Origin of the sequence: Jatrophihabitans cynanchi (assembly GCF_027247405.1) — a bacterium.
In the GTDB taxonomy this organism is placed as follows: Bacteria; Actinomycetota; Actinomycetes; order Mycobacteriales; family Jatrophihabitantaceae; genus Jatrophihabitans_B; species Jatrophihabitans_B cynanchi.
Genome location: NZ_CP097463.1, coordinates 2,828,352 through 2,848,430 on the forward strand (window position 1 = coordinate 2,828,352; position 20,079 = coordinate 2,848,430).

18 protein-coding genes are annotated in these 20,079 nt (G+C 73.0%); 8 read left to right on the forward strand and 10 right to left on the reverse strand.

Features of this window, described 5'->3' with window-relative positions:
* Nucleotides 1–8: 8 nt before the first annotated feature.
* On the forward strand, nucleotides 9–1,274 hold the full coding sequence (locus M6B22_RS13835) for an MFS transporter (protein ID WP_269442143.1): 1,266 nt from the start codon (nucleotides 9–11) through the stop codon (nucleotides 1,272–1,274).
* A 376-nt stretch (nucleotides 1,275–1,650) separates the two neighbouring features.
* Nucleotides 1,651–2,922 (forward strand): GGDEF domain-containing protein, encoded by a 1,272-nt coding sequence (locus M6B22_RS13840; RefSeq protein WP_269442144.1) that lies wholly within the window; start codon nucleotides 1,651–1,653, stop codon nucleotides 2,920–2,922.
* Nucleotides 2,923–2,972: 50 nt separating this feature from the next.
* Here the strand turns inward: M6B22_RS13840 and M6B22_RS13845 are convergent, their stop codons facing one another.
* The 10 genes from M6B22_RS13845 to M6B22_RS13890 all read right to left on the reverse strand — a co-directional run bounded on the left by M6B22_RS13845 (nucleotide 2,973) and on the right by M6B22_RS13890 (nucleotide 14,005).
* Nucleotides 2,973–3,575: a TetR/AcrR family transcriptional regulator gene (locus tag M6B22_RS13845; protein ID WP_269442145.1), complete on the reverse strand. Its 603-nt coding sequence runs from the start codon at nucleotides 3,573–3,575 to the stop codon at nucleotides 2,973–2,975.
* Nucleotides 3,576–3,585: 10 nt separating this feature from the next.
* Nucleotides 3,586–4,353, reverse strand: a complete 768-nt coding sequence (locus tag M6B22_RS13850) for an enoyl-CoA hydratase family protein (protein ID WP_269442146.1) — start codon at nucleotides 4,351–4,353, stop codon at nucleotides 3,586–3,588.
* A gap of 11 nt (nucleotides 4,354–4,364) precedes the next feature.
* Entirely contained in the window at nucleotides 4,365–5,531 is a 1,167-nt protein-coding gene (locus M6B22_RS13855; protein ID WP_269442147.1) for an acyl-CoA dehydrogenase family protein, read from the reverse strand.
* Nucleotides 5,528–7,555 carry an ATP-binding protein gene (locus M6B22_RS13860; RefSeq protein ID WP_269442148.1) on the reverse strand — a complete coding sequence of 676 codons (2,028 nt, stop codon included), beginning with the start codon at nucleotides 7,553–7,555 and terminating at the stop codon, nucleotides 5,528–5,530. Before M6B22_RS13860 ends, M6B22_RS13855 begins: the two co-directional genes overlap by 4 nt.
* Nucleotides 7,552–9,150 (reverse strand): acyl-CoA carboxylase subunit beta, encoded by a 1,599-nt coding sequence (locus M6B22_RS13865; protein WP_269442149.1) that lies wholly within the window; start codon nucleotides 9,148–9,150, stop codon nucleotides 7,552–7,554. Before M6B22_RS13865 ends, M6B22_RS13860 begins: the two co-directional genes overlap by 4 nt.
* Nucleotides 9,147–10,373 (reverse strand): acyl-CoA dehydrogenase family protein, encoded by a 1,227-nt coding sequence (locus tag M6B22_RS13870; RefSeq protein ID WP_269442150.1) that lies wholly within the window; start codon nucleotides 10,371–10,373, stop codon nucleotides 9,147–9,149. The genes M6B22_RS13865 and M6B22_RS13870 overlap by 4 nt, the downstream gene beginning before the upstream one ends.
* Nucleotides 10,370–12,091 (reverse strand): acyclic terpene utilization AtuA family protein, encoded by a 1,722-nt coding sequence (locus M6B22_RS13875; RefSeq protein ID WP_269442151.1) that lies wholly within the window; start codon nucleotides 12,089–12,091, stop codon nucleotides 10,370–10,372. The genes M6B22_RS13870 and M6B22_RS13875 overlap by 4 nt, the downstream gene beginning before the upstream one ends.
* A gap of 64 nt (nucleotides 12,092–12,155) precedes the next feature.
* Nucleotides 12,156–12,947 carry a TIGR03084 family metal-binding protein gene (locus M6B22_RS13880; RefSeq protein WP_269442152.1) on the reverse strand — a complete coding sequence of 264 codons (792 nt, stop codon included), beginning with the start codon at nucleotides 12,945–12,947 and terminating at the stop codon, nucleotides 12,156–12,158.
* A gap of 272 nt (nucleotides 12,948–13,219) precedes the next feature.
* Nucleotides 13,220–13,402: a DUF1737 domain-containing protein gene (locus M6B22_RS13885; RefSeq protein ID WP_269442153.1), complete on the reverse strand. Its 183-nt coding sequence runs from the start codon at nucleotides 13,400–13,402 to the stop codon at nucleotides 13,220–13,222.
* A 273-nt stretch (nucleotides 13,403–13,675) separates the two neighbouring features.
* Entirely contained in the window at nucleotides 13,676–14,005 is a 330-nt protein-coding gene (locus tag M6B22_RS13890) for a hypothetical protein (protein WP_269442154.1), read from the reverse strand.
* 71 nt (nucleotides 14,006–14,076) lie between these two features.
* On the opposite strand from M6B22_RS13890, the gene M6B22_RS13895 reads away from it, so the two are divergent.
* The 6 genes from M6B22_RS13895 (at nucleotide 14,077) to M6B22_RS13920 (ending at nucleotide 20,043) form a co-directional block, all read left to right on the forward strand.
* Nucleotides 14,077–14,958 carry a Rossmann-like and DUF2520 domain-containing protein gene (locus M6B22_RS13895; RefSeq protein ID WP_269442155.1) on the forward strand — a complete coding sequence of 294 codons (882 nt, stop codon included), beginning with the start codon at nucleotides 14,077–14,079 and terminating at the stop codon, nucleotides 14,956–14,958.
* Nucleotides 14,955–15,782 carry a pantoate--beta-alanine ligase gene (panC, locus tag M6B22_RS13900; protein WP_407935705.1) on the forward strand — a complete coding sequence of 276 codons (828 nt, stop codon included), beginning with the start codon at nucleotides 14,955–14,957 and terminating at the stop codon, nucleotides 15,780–15,782. Before M6B22_RS13895 ends, panC begins: the two co-directional genes overlap by 4 nt.
* Nucleotides 15,779–17,416, forward strand: a complete 1,638-nt coding sequence (locus M6B22_RS13905) for an L-aspartate oxidase (protein ID WP_269442157.1) — start codon at nucleotides 15,779–15,781, stop codon at nucleotides 17,414–17,416. Before panC ends, M6B22_RS13905 begins: the two co-directional genes overlap by 4 nt.
* Nucleotides 17,409–18,281: a carboxylating nicotinate-nucleotide diphosphorylase gene (gene nadC / locus M6B22_RS13910; RefSeq protein ID WP_269442158.1), complete on the forward strand. Its 873-nt coding sequence runs from the start codon at nucleotides 17,409–17,411 to the stop codon at nucleotides 18,279–18,281. Before M6B22_RS13905 ends, nadC begins: the two co-directional genes overlap by 8 nt.
* A gap of 2 nt (nucleotides 18,282–18,283) precedes the next feature.
* Nucleotides 18,284–19,051 carry a type III pantothenate kinase gene (locus M6B22_RS13915; RefSeq protein WP_269442159.1) on the forward strand — a complete coding sequence of 256 codons (768 nt, stop codon included), beginning with the start codon at nucleotides 18,284–18,286 and terminating at the stop codon, nucleotides 19,049–19,051.
* A 74-nt stretch (nucleotides 19,052–19,125) separates the two neighbouring features.
* The gene (locus tag M6B22_RS13920; RefSeq protein WP_269442160.1) at nucleotides 19,126–20,043 is read left to right on the forward strand and encodes an LLM class F420-dependent oxidoreductase; all 918 of its coding nucleotides are present in this window, start codon (nucleotides 19,126–19,128) and stop codon (nucleotides 20,041–20,043) included.
* The last annotated feature ends 36 nt before the right edge of the window (nucleotides 20,044–20,079 follow it).

Sequence of the window (20,079 nt, forward strand, 5' to 3'; positions counted from 1 at the left end):
ATGCGGTAGTGATCCCGCAGGCAAGACAAACCGTCTCGTTCCGGACGGTGTTGCAGGTCCGCGAGTTCCGCTGGGTGTGGCTGGCTGGGCTGCAGTCGCTGCTCGGTGACCAGCTGGCCCGGGTCGCGCTGTCCGTGCTCGTCTTCGACCGGACGCACTCCGGCGCCCTCACCGCCACCGTCTACGCGCTCACCTTCTTGCCGGCGCTGCTGGGCACGCCGCTGGGCGTCCTCGCCGACCGCCTGCCGCGGCGCAGCCTGCTGGTCGGCGGCGACCTGACCCGGGCCGCGCTGCTCGCCGCGATGGCGCTGCCGGGGATGCCGCTGGGCGCGCTGATCTGCCTGCTCGTGGCGGTGGTGCTCGTCGGCTGCCCCTGGAAGGCGGCCGAGTCGGCGCTGGTCGCCGACATGCTGGCCGGCGAGGGCTACGCGCTGGGCACCAGCCTGCGACTCGCGACCGGCCAAGGCGCCCAGCTGATCGGATTCGCGGTCGGCGGCGTGGCCGTCGCCGCGATCGGTGCGCGCAGCGCGCTCGCCGTGAACGCGCTCACCTTCGCGCTGTCGGCGCTCGTGCTGCGGATCGCGCTCAGCTACCGCCCCGCGGTCCAGGGACGCGAGGTCGCCGCGAGCGAGCGGGACGACTGGCGGGCCGGGTTCCGGGTGGTGCTGCACGATCCCCGGCTGCGGCTGATGGTCGGCTACGCGTGGCTGGCCGGGGCGTTCGTCGCGCCGGAGGGCCTTGCCGCGCCGTACGCGCAGGAGCTGGGCGGCGGCGCGCAGGCGGTCGGGCTCCTGCTGGCCGCCGCGCCCACCGGGGCGTTGATCGGGGCGCTTCTTTTCGTCCGCTTGGTGCCGGTCGGCACCCGGATGCGGGTGACCCCGCTGCTCGCGGTGGGCTGCGGGCTACCGCTGATCGCGTGTGCCGCCCACCCCGGCCTGACGGTCAGCCTGGTGCTGTGGGGGCTGTCCGGCCTCGGCATGACCTATCAGGTGCAGGTGATGACCGAGTTCGTGACGGCGGCGCCGGTCCGGCTGCGCGGGCAGGCCATCGCGTTCGCCTCGTCCGGCCTGCTCGCGGCCCAGGGGGTTGGGCTGATCCTTGCCGGCCTGGTGGCCAAGCTCAGCTCGACGACCATCGCGGTGGCCACGGCCGGCCTGTTCGGCTCGGCGTGCGCGCTCGCCCTGGCGGTGTCGTCCGCCCGACGCCGGGGTCCGGTCGAACCGGACACCCGGACGGTCGGGGACGTGGCCGAAGCGGGGATCGGTCGCCGCTGACCGGTTCGCCGCTCGCGGTGCAAGGTCAGCTCCACTCGACGTGCTGCTGCATGACGCGACCTCCTTCGGCGCGATGGTGGCGGGGGGAAACGCTTCGACCGATCAGCTCCACTCGACATGTGCGAACACGGCGGTACTCCTCTCGTTCGTCTTCGGCCGGGCACCGGCTGTCCCGGCTGGAACCAGGCGGACCTAAGAATGCGTGCCGACTGACCGTCGCGGGTCTACCGCGTGTCGGTGACCTCCTGTACGTTCAGCTCACTCGGGGGCAAGTGCTTCGCCATCTTCCAGTCGTGCCTGGCCAGTCGTGCCTGGTGCGACGCTTTCGGTGGCCGGAGCGCTTGTGGGTGATGCGCGCCAGCGGAGGGGTACCCCCATGATGGACCGGGAATCGGGTCTTGACCAGGTTCCGTGGTTTGCGCTGCGTTCGATTCGATCCTGGGCGCTGTGGAAGGTCCGGCCGCTCGGGCTCGTCTTCATCCTCACCGTCGAGCTGTTCGCCCCCGTCCTGACCGCCGTCGCGCTCAGCCGTGACGACCTGTCGGCGACCTACCTGATCCGGGTCGGTGTGCTGCTGGCCGCGGCGATCGCCTACGGCGAGGCGTGCGACCGGATCGAGCGGTTCCGGCGCTTCCTGGGTGACGGCAGCGTGCGCACGAACCACCTGTCGGTGTGGACGGTCGCCGCGATCCTGGTCGTGCCCGCCGGGCTGGCCGCGGCGCTGGTGATGGCGATCTACGCGCACGTCCTGCTGGTCGGCCGGCGCGGCCGCACGCTGCGTCCGCATCGCATGCTGTTCACCGCCGCGGCCGCCACCGTCGCCACCTGGGCGGCGGCCGAGGGCGCCGAATTCGTGGCCGGGCGCGTGGTGCCCGGCGTCGCCGCGCACTCGGCGTTGCCCACCGTCGTGGCGCTGCTGCTGTTCCTGCCGCTCGATGCTCTGATCGTGTCCACCGGCGCGTTCCTGGCGACCCGTCCGGCCAGGTTCCGGGCGGTGCTGCCCAACCGCGAGGCGCTCGGCTTCGAGGGCGCCACCGAGGTGATCGGTGTCGTCACGGCGCAGTTGCTGCTGCGCACACCGTGGCTGTTGCCGGTCAGCTTCGGGTTCATGGTGGTGCTGCATCGCGCCTCGCTGGTCAAGCAGCTGCAACTCGCGGCGTGCACCGATGCGAAGACCGCGCTGCTGAACGCCTCGGCCTGGCGGGAGCGGGCCAGCGCCGCCGTCGCTTCCGCCGCGCGCGAGGGCCGCCGGGTCGCCGTCATGGTCATCGACCTGGACTACTTCAAGCGGGTCAATGACACGCACGGCCACCTGGTCGGTGACCTGGTGCTGCGCGAGGTCGGCCGCACCCTCAAGCGCGAGACGCGGGCGAGCGATCTGGTCGGCCGGTTCGGTGGCGAGGAGTTCGTCGTGCTGGTCGACGGCCGGGCCTCCGTCGCGCACGCCCTGGACATGGCGACCCGGATTCGGGAGCGCATCTCGACGATGGACCTGCCCGCGCAGCTGCGGGTGACCGCGACCATCGGCCTCGCGCACTGCGTGCCCGCGTCGGCCGACGGGCTGGACCAGGTGCTCGAGGTGGCCGACGCGGCGCTGTACGGCGGCAAGCAGGCCGGCCGCGACCGCGTGCACGCCGCCGCCGTCTGAGAGCCGCGCGGCGTCCCTGTTCGCCACCCGGGGCGCAGCGACGGCCCGGCTCAGCCGAGCGTGGTGTCCAGGATCCGCGCCCACTGTCGGGCGATCTGAGCGCGGCGGCGGCTGTCGTCGGTGAGCAGGTTCGCCAGCCCGAGCCCGCGCGCCAGGTCGAGGGTGGCCTGCACGGTCTCGCGCACCCCGGCCGCGGACTCGTCGGCGCCGAGCATCGCGACGACGGCGCGGTGCGTCTCGCGCCCGATGCGAGCTTCGAGGCCGATGATCTGCTCGCGCAGCGCCGGCTCGCCCGCCGCGGCGAGCCAGAGCGCGAGGGCGGCGCGGAACACGATGCCGGTGAACAGGCTGAACACGGCGTCCACGATCGCGGCGGTGTCCGGGCGGCCGCCGGGCAGCGCGGCGAACTGCCGGGTCATCTCGGCGGCGCGCACCGCGGTCATGTGTTCCAGCGCGGCGGTGAACAGCGCCTCGCGGGTCGGGAAGTGGTGCTGCGCGGCGCCCCGCGAGACGCCGGCCCGTTCGGCGACGACGGCGACCGTGCTGGCCTGGTAGCCGAGCTCGGCCAGGCAGGTGATGGCCGCCTCCAGCAACCGGCCGCGGGTCGCACGGCTGCGGTCCTGCTGCGGCTGCCGGGCCGGCGCACCGGTCACAGCGGGCCGATCATGACGTCGTGGGCGGCGCCCAGCTCGGCGGCCGCTTCTGCAGGAACGCCAGGATGCCCTCGCGGGCTTCGTCCGACTCGAAGAGCCGCTGCGAGAGCGCCTGCAGGCCGGCGGCGTCGGCCGCGAACCGCGCGACGGTCGCTGCCGTGGTCAACGGCTTGGTCTCGGCCAGTCCCTGCGGCGAGCAGGCCCGCAGCGCCTCGCACACCGCCGCCAGGCTCGCGTCGAGATCGTCCGCCGCTTCGGTGATCAGGCCGCTGCGGGCGGCGGCGGCCGCGTCGAACGTCTCGCCGGTGAGGTAGTAGCGGCTCGCGGCGCGCTCGTCCATCCGGCCCAGCGTGGTCAGCGAGATGATCGCGGGCGCGAGGCCGAGCCGTACCTCGGTGAACGCGAACGTGGCGTCGGCGCTCGCGAACGCGAGATCGCAGGCGCCGAGGATGCCGAGACCCCCGGCGCGCACGTGCCCGTCGACGCGGGCCAGTACCGGCTTGGGCAGCTCGACGATCGCTCGCAGCAGGGCGAGCATCCGCTTGGTGCCCTGCTCGGGGCCGCCCTCCGCCGCCTGCTCCTTGAGGTCGGCGCCGGCGCAGAACGTCCGGCCGGCGTGCGTGATCACGGCGGCACGCACGTCCGGGTCGGCGGCCGCGCGCTGCAGGCCCTCGCTCAGCTCGCCGACCAGTCGGGCCGACAGCGCGTTGCGGTTCGCCGGGGAATCCAGGGTGAGCGTGGCGATCGCCCGGTCGACGGCGTACGGCACGACTGGCATGGCGCTGCTCCTCAATACGATTTCGGCAGGCCCAGGCTGAACTGGGCGACGAAGTTCAGGATCATCTCGCGGCTGACCGGGGCGATGCGCGCGACCCGCGCGGCGATGAGCAGCGAGCCGACGCCGTACTCGTGGGCCAGCCCGTTGCCGCCCATCGTCTGCACGGCCTGGTCGGCGCACGCGATGCTCGCCTCGGCCGCCGCGTACTTCGCCATGTTCGCGGCCTCGCCGACCGCTGCCCCGTTGGCCTCGTCGCCGCCATCGAGCAGGCTGGCCGCCTTCTGCATCATCAGCTTGGCCAGCTCCAGCTCGACCTTCGCCTTCGCCAGCGGGTGCGCCAGCCCCTGGTGCGTGCCGATCGGCTTGCCCCACACGACGCGCTCGTTCGCGTAGCCGACCGCCCGGTCCAGCGCGTAACGGCCCATGCCCACCGAGTTGGCCGCAGCCATGATCCGCTCCGGGTTCAGCCCGGCGAACAGCTGCGCCAAGGCGGCGTCCTCCTCGCCGATCAGCGCGTCGGCCGGCAGCCGGACGTCGTCCAGGTAGAGCAGGAACTGCTTGTCCGGCATCTGCACGTCCATGTCGATCGGCGTGTACTCGAAGCCGGCGGTGTCGGTCGGGACGACGTAGAGCGCCGGCTTGAGCCGGCCGGTTCGGGCGTCCTCGGTGCGCCCGACGATCAGGACGGCGTCGGCGGAGTCGACCCCGGACACGAAGACCTTGCGGCCGTTGAGCACCCAGTCGGCGCCGTCTCGGCGCGCGGTCGTGGTGATGTTGTGCGAGTTGGAGCCGGCGTCCGGCTCGGTGATGCCGAAGGCCATGATCGCCTCACCCGAAGCCAGGCCGGGCAGCCAGCGCCGCTTCTGCTCGTCGGTGCCGAACCGGCTGATGATCGTGCCGCAGATCGCGGGGGAGACCACCAGCATCAGCAGGCCGCTGCCGGCCGCGCTCAGCTCCTCGCCGACGATCGCCAGCTCGTACATGCCGGCGCCGCCACCGCCGTACTGCTCGGGCAGGTTCACGCCGATGAACCCGCTCTTGCCGGCCTCGGCCCACAGTTCGGACAGCGGCTCGCGGGCGCGTGCCCGCGGTGCGGTGTACGCCTGGCCGTAGCGCTTGCCGAGTTCGGCCACCGCGCTGCGCAGCGCCTGCTGTTCGGGCGATTCGGTGAAGTTCACACCGGCTCCTGTCCGTGACTGGCTGGGTCCTGGTCGGCTGGGTCCACGTCGGCTGCGTCCACGTCGGCTGGGTCCACTACGGCGAGCACTGCGCCGACGTCGACCTGTTGCCCTTGCTGCACCGGCAACTCGGTGACCGTGCCGTCGGCGGGTGCGTTGATCTGGTGCTGCATCTTCATCGCCTCCAGCCACAGGATGGGTTCCCCGGCGCGCACGGTGTCACCGGTCGTGACCGCGACGCGGGTGACGGTGCCCGGCATCGGCGCGAGCAGCGATCCGGCCGCAACCTGTGCTGCGGGATCGGTGAACCGGGCGGGGGCGCCGAAGGTGACGGCGCCGAGCGCCGAGTCGACGTACACCTGCGCGCCGGCGGTGCGCACCGCGAACGCCCGGCGCACCCCGGCGTCGGTGAGCACCACTTCGTCCGCGGCGACGCTGAGCAGCCCCACCGCCTCGAGCTCGCAGGTGAGGCCGTCACGGCCCAGCCGGTACGTCACGTGGTGCGCACCGTGCGGGCCGTCCAGGTCGCGCCACTGTGGCCGGCTGACCACGTTGCGCCATCCGGTGGGGACGGTACGCAGTACGGGTGCGTTCTCGCGCGCCGCGGCGTCCAGGGCGAGAGCGGCGGCGAGCGCGGACAACGCCTCGGCGCGCTCACCGGCCAGCGGCGCCGCGAGCTGCGCCAGCCCGTGCCGCTCGAAGAATGCCGTGTCGGTGTCGCCGTCGAGGAATGCCTTGTGACGTAGGACGTTCACCAGCAGGTCGCGATTGGTACGCACGCCGTGGATCGTGCTGCGCGCGAGCGCGTGGCTCAGGGCGCGCGCCGCCTGGCCGCGGTCGGGCGCCCAGCTGATCACCTTCGCCAGCATCGGGTCGTAATGCACGCCCACGGCCGTCCCGTCCTGCACCCCGCTGTCCAGCCGGATGCCGGCCGGCCGCGTTCCGGCGGCGAACTCGGCGCTGACGCCCGGGACGGCGAAGCGGTTCAGGGTGCCGCTCTGCGGACGCCAACCGGCCTGCGCGTCCTCGGCGTACAGCCGCACCTCGATCGCGTGTCCGCGCGTGGCCGGCGGTTCGGCGCCGAGTCGGTGACCGTCGGCGACCGCGAGCTGCAGCGCGACCAGGTCCAGTCCGGTGGTGCACTCGGTGACCGGGTGCTCGACCTGCAGCCGGGTGTTCATCTCCAGGAAGTAGAAGCGGCCGTGCTCGTCGGCGAGGAACTCGACGGTGCCCGCGCCGGTGTAGGCGATCGCCTCGGTGGCGGCGCGCGCGGCGTCGAACAGCTGCGCCCGCAGGCCGCTGACGCGTTCGGCGAGCGGTGACGGCGCCTCCTCGACGACCTTCTGATGCCGCCGCTGGATCGAGCACTCGCGCTCGCCGATCGTCCAGATCGTGCCGTGCTCGTCGGCCAACACCTGCACCTCGATGTGCCGGCCGGTAGGCAGGTACGGCTCGCAGAACACCGTCGGGTCACCGAACGCGGACGCCGCCTCGGCCCGGGCCGCGTCGAGCTCGCGCGGCAGGTCGGCGAGGCGGTGGACGGCCCGCATGCCGCGCCCGCCGCCGCCGGCCGAAGCCTTGATCAGCACCGGTAGGTCGGCCTCGGTGATCGAGTCCGGGGCGAGCTCGGCCAGCACAGGCACGCCCGCGGCGGACATCAGCGCCTTGGCGGCGACCTTCGAGCCCATTGCCGCGATCGCCTCCACCGGCGGTCCGATCCAGCTCAGCCCGGCGTCCTGCACGGCGCGCGCGAAGGCTGGGTTCTCGGACAGGAAGCCGTACCCGGGGTGGATCGCGTCGGCGCCCGCGCGGATCGCCGCGGCGACCAGCAGGTCCGCGCGCAGGTAGGTGTCGGCCGGGGCGATACCCGGCAGCCGGACCGCGGCGTCCGCCTCGCGCACATGCGGGGACTCGGCGTCGGCGTCGGCGTACACCGCCACGGTCGACAGGCCCAGCTCGCGGCAGGTGCGGAACACCCGGCGGGCGATCTCGCCGCGGTTGGCCACCAGGACCGACGTGATCACAGCCGGAACACCCCGTAGCCGGTGGCGCCCTCGACGGGCGCGGAGTGCGCGGCGGACAGCGCGATGCCGAGGACGGTGCGGGTGTCACGCGGGTCGATCACCCCGTCGTCGTAGAGCATTCCGGACAGGAAGGGCGCGAGTGACTGCTCCTCGATCTGGGCCTCGACGTACGCGCGCAGCTGCGTGTCGCCGGCCTCGTCGTAGGCCTGCCCGCGCGCCTCCGCCGCCTGCCGCGCGACGATCGACAGCACTCCGGCCAGCTGCGCCGGACCCATCACCGCCGACTTCGCGCTCGGCCAGGTGAACAGGAATCGCGGCCCGTACGCGCGCCCGCACATGCCGTAGTTGCCGGCCCCGTACGAGGCGCCCATCGTCACGGTGAAGTGCGGCACCGTCGAGTTCGACACCGCGTTGATCATCAGCGCACCGTGCTTGATGATCCCGGCCCGCTCGTACTGGCTGCCGACCATGTAGCCGGTGGTGTTCTGCAGGAACAGCAAGGGCGTCCGGGCCCGGTTCGCGAGCTGGATGAAGTGTGCCGCCTTCTGGGCCTCCTCGCTGAACAGCACGCCACGCGCATTGGCCAGGATGCCGATCGGGTAGCCGTGCAGCGCCGCCCACCCGGTGACCAGCGACGAGCCGTACAGGGGTTTGAACTCGTCGAACTCGCTGCCGTCGACGATGCGCGCGATCACCTCGTGCGGGTCGAACGGGTTCTTCAGGTCGGTGGGGACGATGCCGAGCAGTTCGTCCTCCTCGAACCGTGGCGGGGCCGGGTCGGCCTGCGGCGCCGGACCCTGCTTGCGCCAGTTGAGGCTTGCGACGATCTGCCGGCCGATGCGGATCGCGTCCTGCTCGTCGAGCGCGAGGTAGTCGGCCAGGCCGGACTGCCGCGCATGCAGCTCGGCGCCGCCGAGTGACTCGTCGTCGGACTCCTCGCCGGTGGCCATCTTCACCAGCGGCGGACCGGCGAGGAACACCTTGGCGCGCTCCTTGACCATCACCACGAAGTCGCTCATGCCCGGGACGTATGCGCCGCCTGCGGTGGAGTTTCCGAAGACCAGCGCGACCGTCGGGATGCCCGCGGCCGACAGCCGGGTGAGGTCGCGGAAGATCTGCCCGCCAGGGATGAAGATCTCCTTCTGGGTGGGCAGGTCGGCGCCGCCGGACTCCACCAGCCCGATGACCGGCAGCCGGTTCTGCAGCGCGATCTCGTGCGCGCGCAACGTCTTCTTCAGCGTCCACGGATTCGACGCTCCGCCGCGCACCGTCGGGTCGCTCGCGCTGATCACGCATTCGACCCCGCTGACCACGCCGATGCCGGTGACCACGCTCGCGCCGACGGCGAAGTCAGTGCCCCAGGCGGCCAGCGGCGACAGTTCGAGAAACGGCGCACCCGGGTCGAGCAGCAGTTCGATGCGTTCGCGAGCGAGCAGCTTGCCGCGCTCGTGGTGCCGGGCGACGTACTTCGCCCCGCCGCCCGCGACCGCCTTCGCGTGCTCGGCATCCAGCTCGGCGATCTTGCCGAGCAGCGCCTCCCGGTTCGCCTGGTACTCCGGCGTGGCCGGGTCGATCGCCGTCTTCAGCACGCTCATGAGCCGTACCCCAGCAACTTGGCGGACAGGCCGGTCAGGATCTCGGTGGCGCCGCCGCCGATGCCGATGATGCGCATGTCCCGGTACTGCCGCTCGACCTCGGACTCGCGCAGGTAGCCGGCGCCGCCGTGCAGTTGGACGGCCTGGCTGACCACCCACTCGCCCGCCTCGACCGCGGTGTTCTTCGCGAAGCAGGCCTCGAGCACGAGGTCCGACTCGCCGCCCGCGGCGCGTTCGGCGACGCCGCGCGTATAGCTGCGGGCGACCTCCACTCGGCGTGCCATCTCGGCGAGGGTGTGCCGCACCGCCTGCCGGCTGATCAGCGGCCGGCCGAACGTCTCGCGCAGCCGGCACCACTCGACGGTGAGATCGAGTGCGCGCTGCGCGCTCGCGTAGGCCTGCGCCGCCAGCCCGATCCGCTCGCTCACGAAGTGCTGCGCCAGCTGGGCGAAACCGCTGTTCTCGGCGCCGACCAGGTTCGTGGCCGGCACCCTCACGTCGACGTACGACAGCTCGGCGGTGTCGGAGCAGAGCCAGCCCATCTTCTCCAGGCGCCGCGTGACCGTGAATCCCGGCGTCCCCTTCTCCACGACGAGCAGTGAGAGCCCTGACCCGCCGGCGTCTCCCCCGGCGGCTACTCCCCCGGCGGCTACGCCTTCGCTTCCGAGGGGACCCCCACCTTCGCTGCCGGGGGGACCCCCACCGGTGCGGACCACGGTCACGACGAAGTCCGCGCGCGCCCCTGAGGTGATGTACGTCTTGGTGCCGTTGACGACGAAGTCCGCGCCGTCCCGCCTGGCGGTGGTGCGCAGTGCGGCCACGTCCGAGCCGGCGTCCGGTTCGGTGACCGCGAGCGAGCCGATCAGCCGGCCCTCGAGCGTCGGTCGTACCCACCGTTCGAGCTGGTCCGGATCGCCGGCCGCGACCAGATGCGGCAGCGCGATCCCGGAGGTGAACAGCGCGGCGAACACGCCACCGGCCGCGCCCGCGTAGTGCAGCTCCTCGGCCAGGATCAGCGCCTCGATCGGGCCGCCCCCGCCACCGCCGACCGCATCCGGGTAGGCGAGCCCGAGCAGCCCCGCTCGCGCGGCGCGGGCGTGCAGGTCGCGCGGCACCTCGCCGGCGCGCTCCCACGCGTCCTGGTGCGGCAACACCTCGGCCTGGACGAAGCGGCGCACCGTCTCGCGCAGCGCGCGCCGTTCCGCCGTCTCGAACGCGCTCACTGTTGGCCTCCCTGCAGGCGGACACGCCGCGCCGGACCCTGCTCCGGGGCCAACAGTGCCTCCGGGACGTCGACGAGGCGCGAGCGCAGCCACTCGCCGAGCGCCTTGGCCTGTGGGTCGTGCCGCGCGTTGAACGCCACCCCGGCACCGAGGATGCCCTCCACCACGAAGTTGACCGCGCGCAGGTTCGGCAACGCGTGTCGCGTCACGGGCAGCGTTGCGGTCTCCGGCAGCAGCCGCTGGAACTCGGCGACCGTGAGCGACGCGGCCAGCCAGCGGTACGCCTCGTCCGTGCGCACCCAGACCCCGACGTTCGCCGAGCCACCCTTGTCGCCGCTGCGCGCGCCCGCGATCGTGCCCAACGGCACGCGGCGGGTCGGGCCGGCGACCGGCGTCCCGGCTGGCGACTCGGGAACGCCCTGCAGTGCAAGGGTGTTCTCGGCAGGAGCGATGTCGATCCGGGTGCCGTCGGCGAGCACCGCGACGTGCGGCACGAGCGCCGCGTCCACGTACGCGGAGGTGAACACCCCGTACGGCGTGGCGTCACCGGGCGGGGCGGTGACGTGGAAGCCCGGGTAGGAGGCGAGCGCGAGCTCGATCGCGGCGCCGGAGAACGCCCGGCCGATCGCCTTCGGGTCCGGACCGCGCACGACGCAGTGCAGCAGCGCGCTCGCGGCCTCCTGGCTGTCAGCGTCGGCGTGGTCGGTGCGGGCCAGCGTCCAGTTCGCGTCCAGCCCGGCGAGCTGGCGCTGCACGAGGGCAGCCTTGGCCTCGATGTCCAGTCCGGTCAGCACGAAGGTGACCTCGTTGCGGAAGCCGCCGAGCGCGTTGAGCCCGACCTTCAGCACCGGTGGTGGTGGCTCGCCGCGCACGCCGTCGATGCGCACGCGATCAGGCCCGTCCTGCGCCAGCTGCACGGTGTCGAAGCGGGCCGTGACGTCCGGCCCGGCGTACCGAGCGCCGCCGATCTCGTACAGCAGTTGCGCGGTGACCGTGCCGATGCTGACTGCGCCACCGGTGCCGGGATGCTTGGTGATCACGGCCGTGCCGTCGGCGTGCACCTCGGCGATGGGGAAGCCCGGACGGGTCAGGTCGGCGATCTCGGTGAAGAACGCGTAGTTGCCGCCGGTTGCCTGCGGGCCGCACTCGATCACGTGCCCGGCGACGACCGCACCGGCGAGCGTGTCCCAGTCGGTGCGCGCCCAGCCGAAGTGCGCCGCCGCCGGGCCGACCACCAGCGAGGCGTCCGTGACGCGGCCGGTCACCACCACGTCCGCGCCCGAGCGCAGGCACTGGGCAATGCCCCAGGCCCCGAGGTACGCGTTCGCCGCGAGAGCGCTGCCGAGGCCGAGTTCGCTCGCCCGCTCGCGCAGGTCGTCGCCCTCGACGTGCGCGACGTTGACCTGCAGCCCCAGCCGGTCGGCCAGCGCGCGCACCGCAGCCGCCAGGCCGGCCGGGTTGAGGCCGCCCGCGTTCGTGACGATGCGTACCCCGTTGTCGAGTGCGGTACCCAGCGACGTCTCCAGCTGGCGCACGAAGGTCTTCGCGTACCCCAGCGACGGGTCCTTGAGCCGGTCGCGGCCGAGGATGAGCATGGTCAGCTCGGCCAGGTAGTCGCCGGTCAGCACGTCCAGTTCGCCGCCGCCCAGCAGCTCGGCCATCGCGTCGAACCGGTCCCCGTAGAAGCCGGACGCGTTGCCGACCCGCAGCGGCTTCATCCGGCGGCACCGTTCATCCGGCGGCACCGTTCATCGGGCGGCACCGTTCATCGGGCGACACCGTTCATCGGGCGACACCGGCGGCGCGCCCGTTTCCGGGCGGCCCGGCGAAGGCCTGCGCGATGGCGAGCCACTCCTCCGCGTCGGCGCCGACGGCGGTGAGGTCGAGCTCGGACCGGGCGCGGCGCTGCGTGACGAGCAGGCAGAAGTCCAGGGCGCTGCCGGTGACCCGTTGTCGCGCGCCGTCCGGTCCCCAGGTCCAGGTCTGCCCGGACGGGCCGGTCAGCTCGACGCGGAACTCCTCACCCGGTGCCGGGCGGTCGTTGACCAGGTAGGCGAAGTCGCGAGTGCGGACGCCCAGGTGCGCGACGTGGCGGATCCGGTCGGTGGGCTCGCGCGTCACGCCGACGGCGTCGTAGACGTCCTGCCCGTGCGCCCAGGTCTCCATCAGCCGTGCGGTCGCCATCGACGGCGCGCTCATCGGGGGGCCGAACCACGGCAGCTTCGCACCGGGCGGCACCGTGGCCAGCGCCTGCTGCAGCCGGGCCCGCCCGGCTCGCCAGCGGGCGAGCAGTGCGCTGGGCTCCGCGGTCGCGCCTTGCGCTGCCGCTGCGTCGACGAACGTGGCGAGGCGGGGCAGCGCGTCCTGCAGGTCGGCAAGGAAGCGCGCCTCGTCGGTGGCGGCCGTCGTCGCCACCTCGTCGGTCCAGGCCAGGTGCGCGATCTGGTGCGCGATCGTCCAGCCTTCGGCCGGCGTGGCACGTGACCAAGCGGCGTCGGGGAGCGCGGCGACGACCGCGTCGAGCGCATCGGACTCTGCATGCAGGTCCGCCAGCAGCGCGTCCAGCTCGGCCACGCCCTGACCTTGGCATGCCGCGCAAGACAAAGCAAGCCCGCTTGCTTTTTTCCTGGGTGCGCGGACCGGCCCCGCCAGGCGTCTCGTACCGGATGATCGATGTACCGGATGATCGATGTACCGGATGATCGATGTACCGGATGATCGATGTACCGGATGATGGATGTACCGGACGATCGATCCGCTGTCGCGAGGACCTAGCTGGCGTCGCACTCCGGCTCGACGATCCGTCCGGCTGGCCGCTCGTCGACTGAACCGGCAAGCGCGCTTGCTCAGTGCGTCGGCCAGATCAGGGCCTGGGCAACGATGACGTCCGTGCCGTTGAAGGTGACCGCAGGACCTTCGTGCAGCTGGTATCCGAGAGCCAGTGCTTCGCTCACCCGACGGCAGAACGCGTCGTCGTCGGGACCGGTCAGCACGCGATAGGCGGGCAATCCATCAGGCGGTGCGTTCACCGGCAAAGCATCCCACCCCGGTCAGCGGCCACGCCGCCCGCCGACGTCGCGATGCGCGCAGGGGTGTCGAGACCGCTTCCCCCACCGGCTGACGGAAATCGGGCGCCGAATCTCGTCACCGGATGGGGGAAGCGGCGCAGAGTTGGTAACTGGAGGGGGGAAGCGGCGCAGCGTTGCTAACTGGCGGGCGGAAGCGGCGCAGAGTTCGTCACTGGATGGGGGAAGCGGCGCAGCGTTGGGGGAAGCGGCGCCAGCGGGGGCGGTAAGAGCGGCTCAGTGCGGGTCGAACGGCCAGCCGGCCTCGCTGCTCGCCTGCACCTGTTGCCCCTGCCGGTTCAGGTTGGCCGCGGTCGCGATGACCGCTTGCGCCACGTCGACTCCGGTCTGGTCGGCGAGCAGGTAGACGCCGTACGCGAGCTCGCCGAGCCGCGCCGGCCAGTCCGCCGACGGCCGGAACGGGCGACGGCCGCGATCGGTCGCAGCGGTCACCGTCGCGGTCAGCGAACCGAGCAACGACTGCAGTTCGAGCAGCAGCGTGGGTACCGGCGCGTGCAGGTCGGCGACGTCCGCACTGTGCGCCACCACGTCGTTCAAGTCGGTCACGACAGTCAACCTACTTGCCCCAAGTAGGCTGCGGCGAACGAGTGACGGCCGACGGTGACGGAGCAGGTGACGTGAGTACAGCCCGGCCCGCACGGCTGCGGGTGGGCGTGATCAGCGCCGGGCGCGTGGGCAGCGTCCTCGGCGCCGCGCTGGCGCGCGCCGGGCACCAGGTCGTCGCGGTGTCAGCGGTGTCCGCGGCCTCGCGCGATCGGGCCGAGCGGCTGCTGCCCGGTGCCGAAGTCCGCGCGCCGGACGACGTGGTCGCCGAGTCGGACCTGGTGCTGCTCGCCGTGCCGGACGACGAGTTGCGCCCGCTGGTCGCGGGGCTGGCCGAGACCGGGGCGTGGCGGCCCGGTCAGCTCGTCGCGCACACCTCCGGCGCACTCGGCATCGGCGCGCTCGACCCGGCCGCGGCGCGCGGCGTGCTGCCGCTCGCGCTACACCCGGTGATGACCTTCGTGGGCCGTCCCGAGGACATCGACCGGCTGGACGGCGCCCTGTTCGGCGTCACCGCCGACGACGAACTGCGCCCGGTCGCCGAGTCGCTGGTGCTGGAGATGGGCGGCGAGCCGGTCTGGGTGCCCGAGACGGCCCGCGGGCTGTACCACGCGGCGTTGAGCATCGGCTCGAACCATCTCGTCACGATCGTCGCCGACGCGCTGGGCCTGCTCGGCGACGCCGGCGTCGAGACGCCCTCGCGCCTGCTCGCCCCGCTGGTCAGCGCCTCGCTCGACAACGCGCTGCGCCTCGGCGACGGCGCGCTGACCGGGCCGGTGTCGCGCGGTGACGTCGCCACCGTCGCCACCCACCTGCGGACGTTGGCCGAGCGCGCGCCACAGGTGCTGCCGGCGTACCGCGCGATGGCACTGCGCACCGCCGAGCGTGCCCGGGACAGCGACCGGATCACCGCGGCGCAGTTCGCCGACCTCGCCGACACCCTGGAGCGCGGCTGATGCAGGTGGTCCACTCCCGCGCCGACTTCTTCGCCGCCCGCGAGCAGCTCACCGGCCCGGTCGGCCTGGTGCCGACCATGGGCGCGCTGCACGCCGGGCACGCGGCGCTGATCGAAACGGCGGCGCGCACCGCGGAGTCGACCGTCGTCACCGTCTTCGTCAACCCGCTGCAGTTCGGCCCGGACGAGGACTTCGGCCGCTACCCTCGGGCGCTCCCGGCCGACCTGGAGCGGTGCGCGGCGGCCGGCGCCGACCTGGTGTGGGCGCCCGCCGTCGAAGACGTCTACCCCGGCGGCCCGTCCCGGGTGCGCGTCGATCCCGGCTCGCTCGGTGCCGAACTCGAGGGCGCGGCCCGGCCGGGACACTTCGCCGGGATGCTCACCGTCGTCGCCAAGTTCCTGGGCCTGGTGCGCCCGGCGGTCGGCTTCTTCGGCGAGAAGGACTACCAGCAGCTGACCCTGATCCGCCGGATGGCCGCCGACCTGGAGCTGATGGTCGGCGTCGCCGGCGTCCCGACCGTGCGCGAGCCGGACGGCCTGGCGCTGTCCAGCCGCAACATCTACCTGTCCGCGGACGAGCGGCAGCGGGCGACGGCGCTCTCGCGCGCCCTGTTCGCCGGTCAGGACGCCGCCGCCGGCGGTGCGGCGAAGGCGGTCGCGGCCGCGCGTGAGGTGCTGGAATCGACCGGCGGCATCGACGTCGACTACCTCGAACTGCGCGATGCCGAACTCGGGCCCGCCCCCGATCACGGCAGCGGGCGGCTGCTCGTCGCCGCGCGCCTGGGCCGCACCCGGCTCATCGACAACGTCCCGGTCAGCCTGTGACCAGCGTCGCCGCGCCCGCACCGGGCTGGAGTGCCGAGACCGACGTCGTGATCGTCGGTTCCGGCATCGCCGGGCTGACGACCGCGCTGCACATCGCCCGGCACTCCACGCTGCGGATCATGCTCGTGACCAAGGACGTGCTGGCCGCGGGCTCGACCCGCTGGGCGCAGGGCGGCATCGCCGCGGCCCTCGGCGCAGGTGACTCGCCGGAGCAGCACTTCGACGACACGATCGTGGCAGGCGCCGGCGTGTGCGACGAGGCGGCGGTTCGCGTGCTGGTGCGCGAGGGGCCCGCGGCGGTGCGCGAGCTGGCGCAGATCGGGGCACGGTTCGACCGCACGCACGACGGATCGCTCTCGCTCACCCGCGAGGGCGGCCACCACCGCGACCGCATCGCCCACGCCGGCGGCGACGCGACGGGCGCCGAGATCGAGCGCGCGCTGGTCACCCGCGTGCTGGACGCCACGTCCGTCGAGGTGCTCGAACACGCGCTCGTCCTGGACCTGCTGCGCACCGCGGACGGGCAGATCGCCGGCCTCACCCTGCACGTGATGGGCGAGGGGCAGCGCGACGGTGTCGGCGCAGTGCGCGCACGGGCGGTGGTGCTGGCCACCGGCGGCATCGGCCAGATCTACGCCTCGACCACCAACCCGTCGGTGTCGACCGGCGACGGTGTCGCGGTGGCGCTGCGGGCCGGGGCGGTCGTCCGCGACCTGGAGTTCGTGCAGTTCCACCCGACCGTCACCTGGCTCGGCGCGCGGGCGCGCGGGCAGCAGCCGCTGGTCAGCGAGGCGGTGCGTGGTGAGGGCGCGTTCCTCGTCGACGACGCGGGCGTGCGGTTCATGCAGGGCCAGCACGAGCTCGCCGACCTCGCGCCGCGTGACATCGTGGCCAAGGCGATCCTGCGGCGGATGCGCGAGACGGGGGCCGAGCACCTGTGGCTGGACGCGCGCGCGTTCGGCGCCGAGAAGTGGCGGGTCCGCTTCCCGACGATCCACGAAACCCTGCTGTCACTGGGCATTGACCCGGTGCACGAGCTGATCCCGATCGTGCCCGCGTGCCACTACGCGAGCGGCGGGGTGCGCACCGACCTGCACGGCGAGACGTCGGTACCCGGCCTGTTCGCGTGCGGCGAGACGGCCTGTACCGGCGTGCACGGCGCCAACCGGCTGGCGTCCAACTCACTGCTCGAGGGGCTGGTCTACGGCCGCCGGATCGCCGAGTCGATCCGCACGCGGCTGGACGCCCCGGGCGCGCCGCCCGAGCCCGAACCGAGCACTACCGAGCCCGCCGCGCTGATCGGCGACAAGGCCCGGCCGGCGCTGCAGCAACTGATGTCCGAGCACGTCGGCGTGCTGCGTGACGCCGCCGGGCTGGCCGCCGCCGAGCGCGGCCTGGCTGAGTTGCGCGCCGAGGCGGGCGCGGAGCCGGCGACCGAGAATTGGGAGGCGACCAACCTGCTCACCGTAGCCGAGGTGCTGGTGCGCGCCGCCCGCCGGCGCGAGGAGACCCGCGGCTCGCACTGGCGCGAGGACTTCCCGGACCGCGACGACGGCAGCTGGCGCGGGCACCTCGACACCGTGCGCACACCCGACGGCACGCTGACCACGACCTACCGGAGTAGCAGTGACTGATGAGCTAGCCCCCGGCCTGCCCCGCCACCTCGTCGCCGAGGTGGTGGCCCGCGCGCTGGAGGAGGACCTCGGCGCCGCCGGCGACGTCACCACCTCGGCCACCATCGCCGCCACCGCGCTGGCCGCCGCCGACCTCGTGCCGCGGCAGGAGGGCGTGGTGGCCGGCCTGCCCGTCGCCGCGTACGTCTTCGAGACCGTCGGACAGGGCCGGCTGCGCGTCGAGTTCGGTGCCGCCGACGGCGCGCGGGTGAGCGCGGGCGAGGTGCTGGCGACCGTCCGCGGGCCGGTCCGCGACCTCCTCACCGCCGAGCGCACCGCGCTGAACCTGCTCGGCCACCTCTCCGGCATCGCCACGCTGACCCGCCGCTGGGTGGACGCCGTTGACGGCACGGGTGCGCAGATCCGCGACACCCGCAAGACGCTGCCGGGCCTGCGGGCGCTGGAGAAGTACGCGGTGCGCTGCGGCGGAGGTGTGAATCACCGGATGTCTCTGTCCGACGCCGCGCTGGTGAAGGACAACCACGTGGCCGCGGCCGGCGGTGTGGTCGCCGCGTTCGACCTGGTGCGCGCGGCGTATCCGGACCTTCCGCTGGAGATCGAGGTCGACACCGTGGCGCAGGCGCGCGAGGTGATCGAGGCCGGCGCGCAACTCGTGCTGCTCGACAACATGAGCCCGGCCGACATGCGTACGGTCGTCGCGCTCGCGCGTGGCCGGGCCCGGCTGGAGGCCTCCGGCGGACTGCAACTGGACAACGCCCGCGCGGTGGCCGAGACCGGCGTCGACTACCTTTCGGTCGGTGCGCTGACGCACTCCGCGCCGCAGTTGGACATCGGCCTGGACATCACCGCCATCGAGACGGACTAGACATGCTGCTCGCGATCGACATCGGCAACACCAACACCGTCCTCGGCGTGTTCGACGGCGATCGGCTCGAGCGTTCGTGGCGGATCAAGACCGACGCGCGCAGCACCGCGGACGAGCTCGCGCTCACCTTCCGCGGCCTGCTCGCCGACCACAAGATCACTGGAACCGCTGCGTGCTCGACCGTGCCCGCCGCGCTTCGCGAGCTGCGCACCATGTTGGCCGGCTACTACCCGGACGTGCCCACCGTGCTGGTCGAACCGGGCGTGCGCACCGGCGTCAGCCTGCAGTACGAGAACCCGAAGGAGGTCGGCGCCGACCGGATCGTCAACACGCTCGCCGCGCACCATCTCGTGCAGGGGCGTCCCGCGATCGTCGTCGACTTCGGCACCACCACGAACTTCGACGTGGTGAGCGAGCGCGGCGACTTCCTCGGCGGCGCGCTCGCGCCGGGCATCGAGATCAGCCTGGACGCGCTGGCCGCCCGGGCCGCCCAGTTGCGCAAGGTCGAGCTGATCGCGCCGCGGCACCCGATCGGCAAGAGCACCGTGGAGGCGCTGCAGTCCGGCGTCGTGTACGGCTTCGCCGGGCAGGTCGACGGCCTGGTGCGCCGGCTGTCGGCGGCGCTGCACCCGGAAGACCCCGACGCGGTGCAGGTGATCGCCACCGGCGGCCTGGCGACTCTCGTGATCGAGCACTGCGAGACGGTCGACCGCTACGAGCCGGACCTGACGCTGCTCGGCCTGCGGCTGATCTACGACCGCAACACCTGACCCGATCGTGCAACCGGCTGCGCCCTGGGGCCGCAGCCGGTTGCTCAATCGGGTCAGACGATAGGTTTCCGGCTATGGACCTGCGTATCTTCACCGAGCCCCAGCAGGGTGCGTCGTACGACGACCTGCTCCGTGTCGCGCAGAAGACCGAGGAGTGCGGCTTCGACGCGTTCTTCCGCTCCGACCACTACCTGTCGATGGGCGACGCCGACGGGTTGCCCGGCCCGACCGACGCCTGGCTGACGCTGGCCGCGCTGGCCCGTGACACATCACGGGTTCGCCTCGGCACGCTGGTCAGCCCGGCGACGTTCCGGCTGCCCGGCCCGCTCGCCATCAGCGTCGCGCAGGTCGACCAGATGAGCGGCGGCCGCGTCGAGCTCGGCCTGGGTGCCGGCTGGTTCGAGACCGAGCACACCGCGTACGGCATCGAGTTCCCGCCGGTGGGCGAGCGGTTCAACCGCTTCGCCGAGCAGGTCGAGATCGTCGACGGGTTGCTCAGCACCCCGGCCGGCCAGACCTACTCGTTCGCCGGCAAGCATTACCAGGTCACCGATTCGCCGGCGCTGCCCAAGCCGGTGCAGTCACCACGTCCGCCGCTCATCCTGGGTGGTGCCGCGAAGCCGCGCGGCCTCGCGCTCGCGGCGCGCTACGCCGACGAGTACAACGTCTCCTTCGACAAGGCCGGCACGCCCGAGAAGTTCGAGAAGGTGCGCGGCGCCGTGGCCCAGACCGGCCGCGCGATGAAGTACTCCGCGGCGCAGATCGTCTGCCTGGGTCGCGACGACGCCGAGGTCGCCCGCCGCGCCGCCGTGCTCGGCCGCGACGTGGCCGAGCTGAAGGAGAACGGGATCGCCGGCACGCCCGCCGAGGTCGTCGACGAGATCGGCAGGTTCACCGGCTGGGGCGCCGACCGCTTGTACCTGCAGGTGCTCGACCTCACCGACCTGGACCACCTCGAGCTGCTCGCGTCCGAGGTCCTGCCCCAGCTCTGACGCTTGTCCCCGTAGCAGGGCGACACGCCGGTGAAC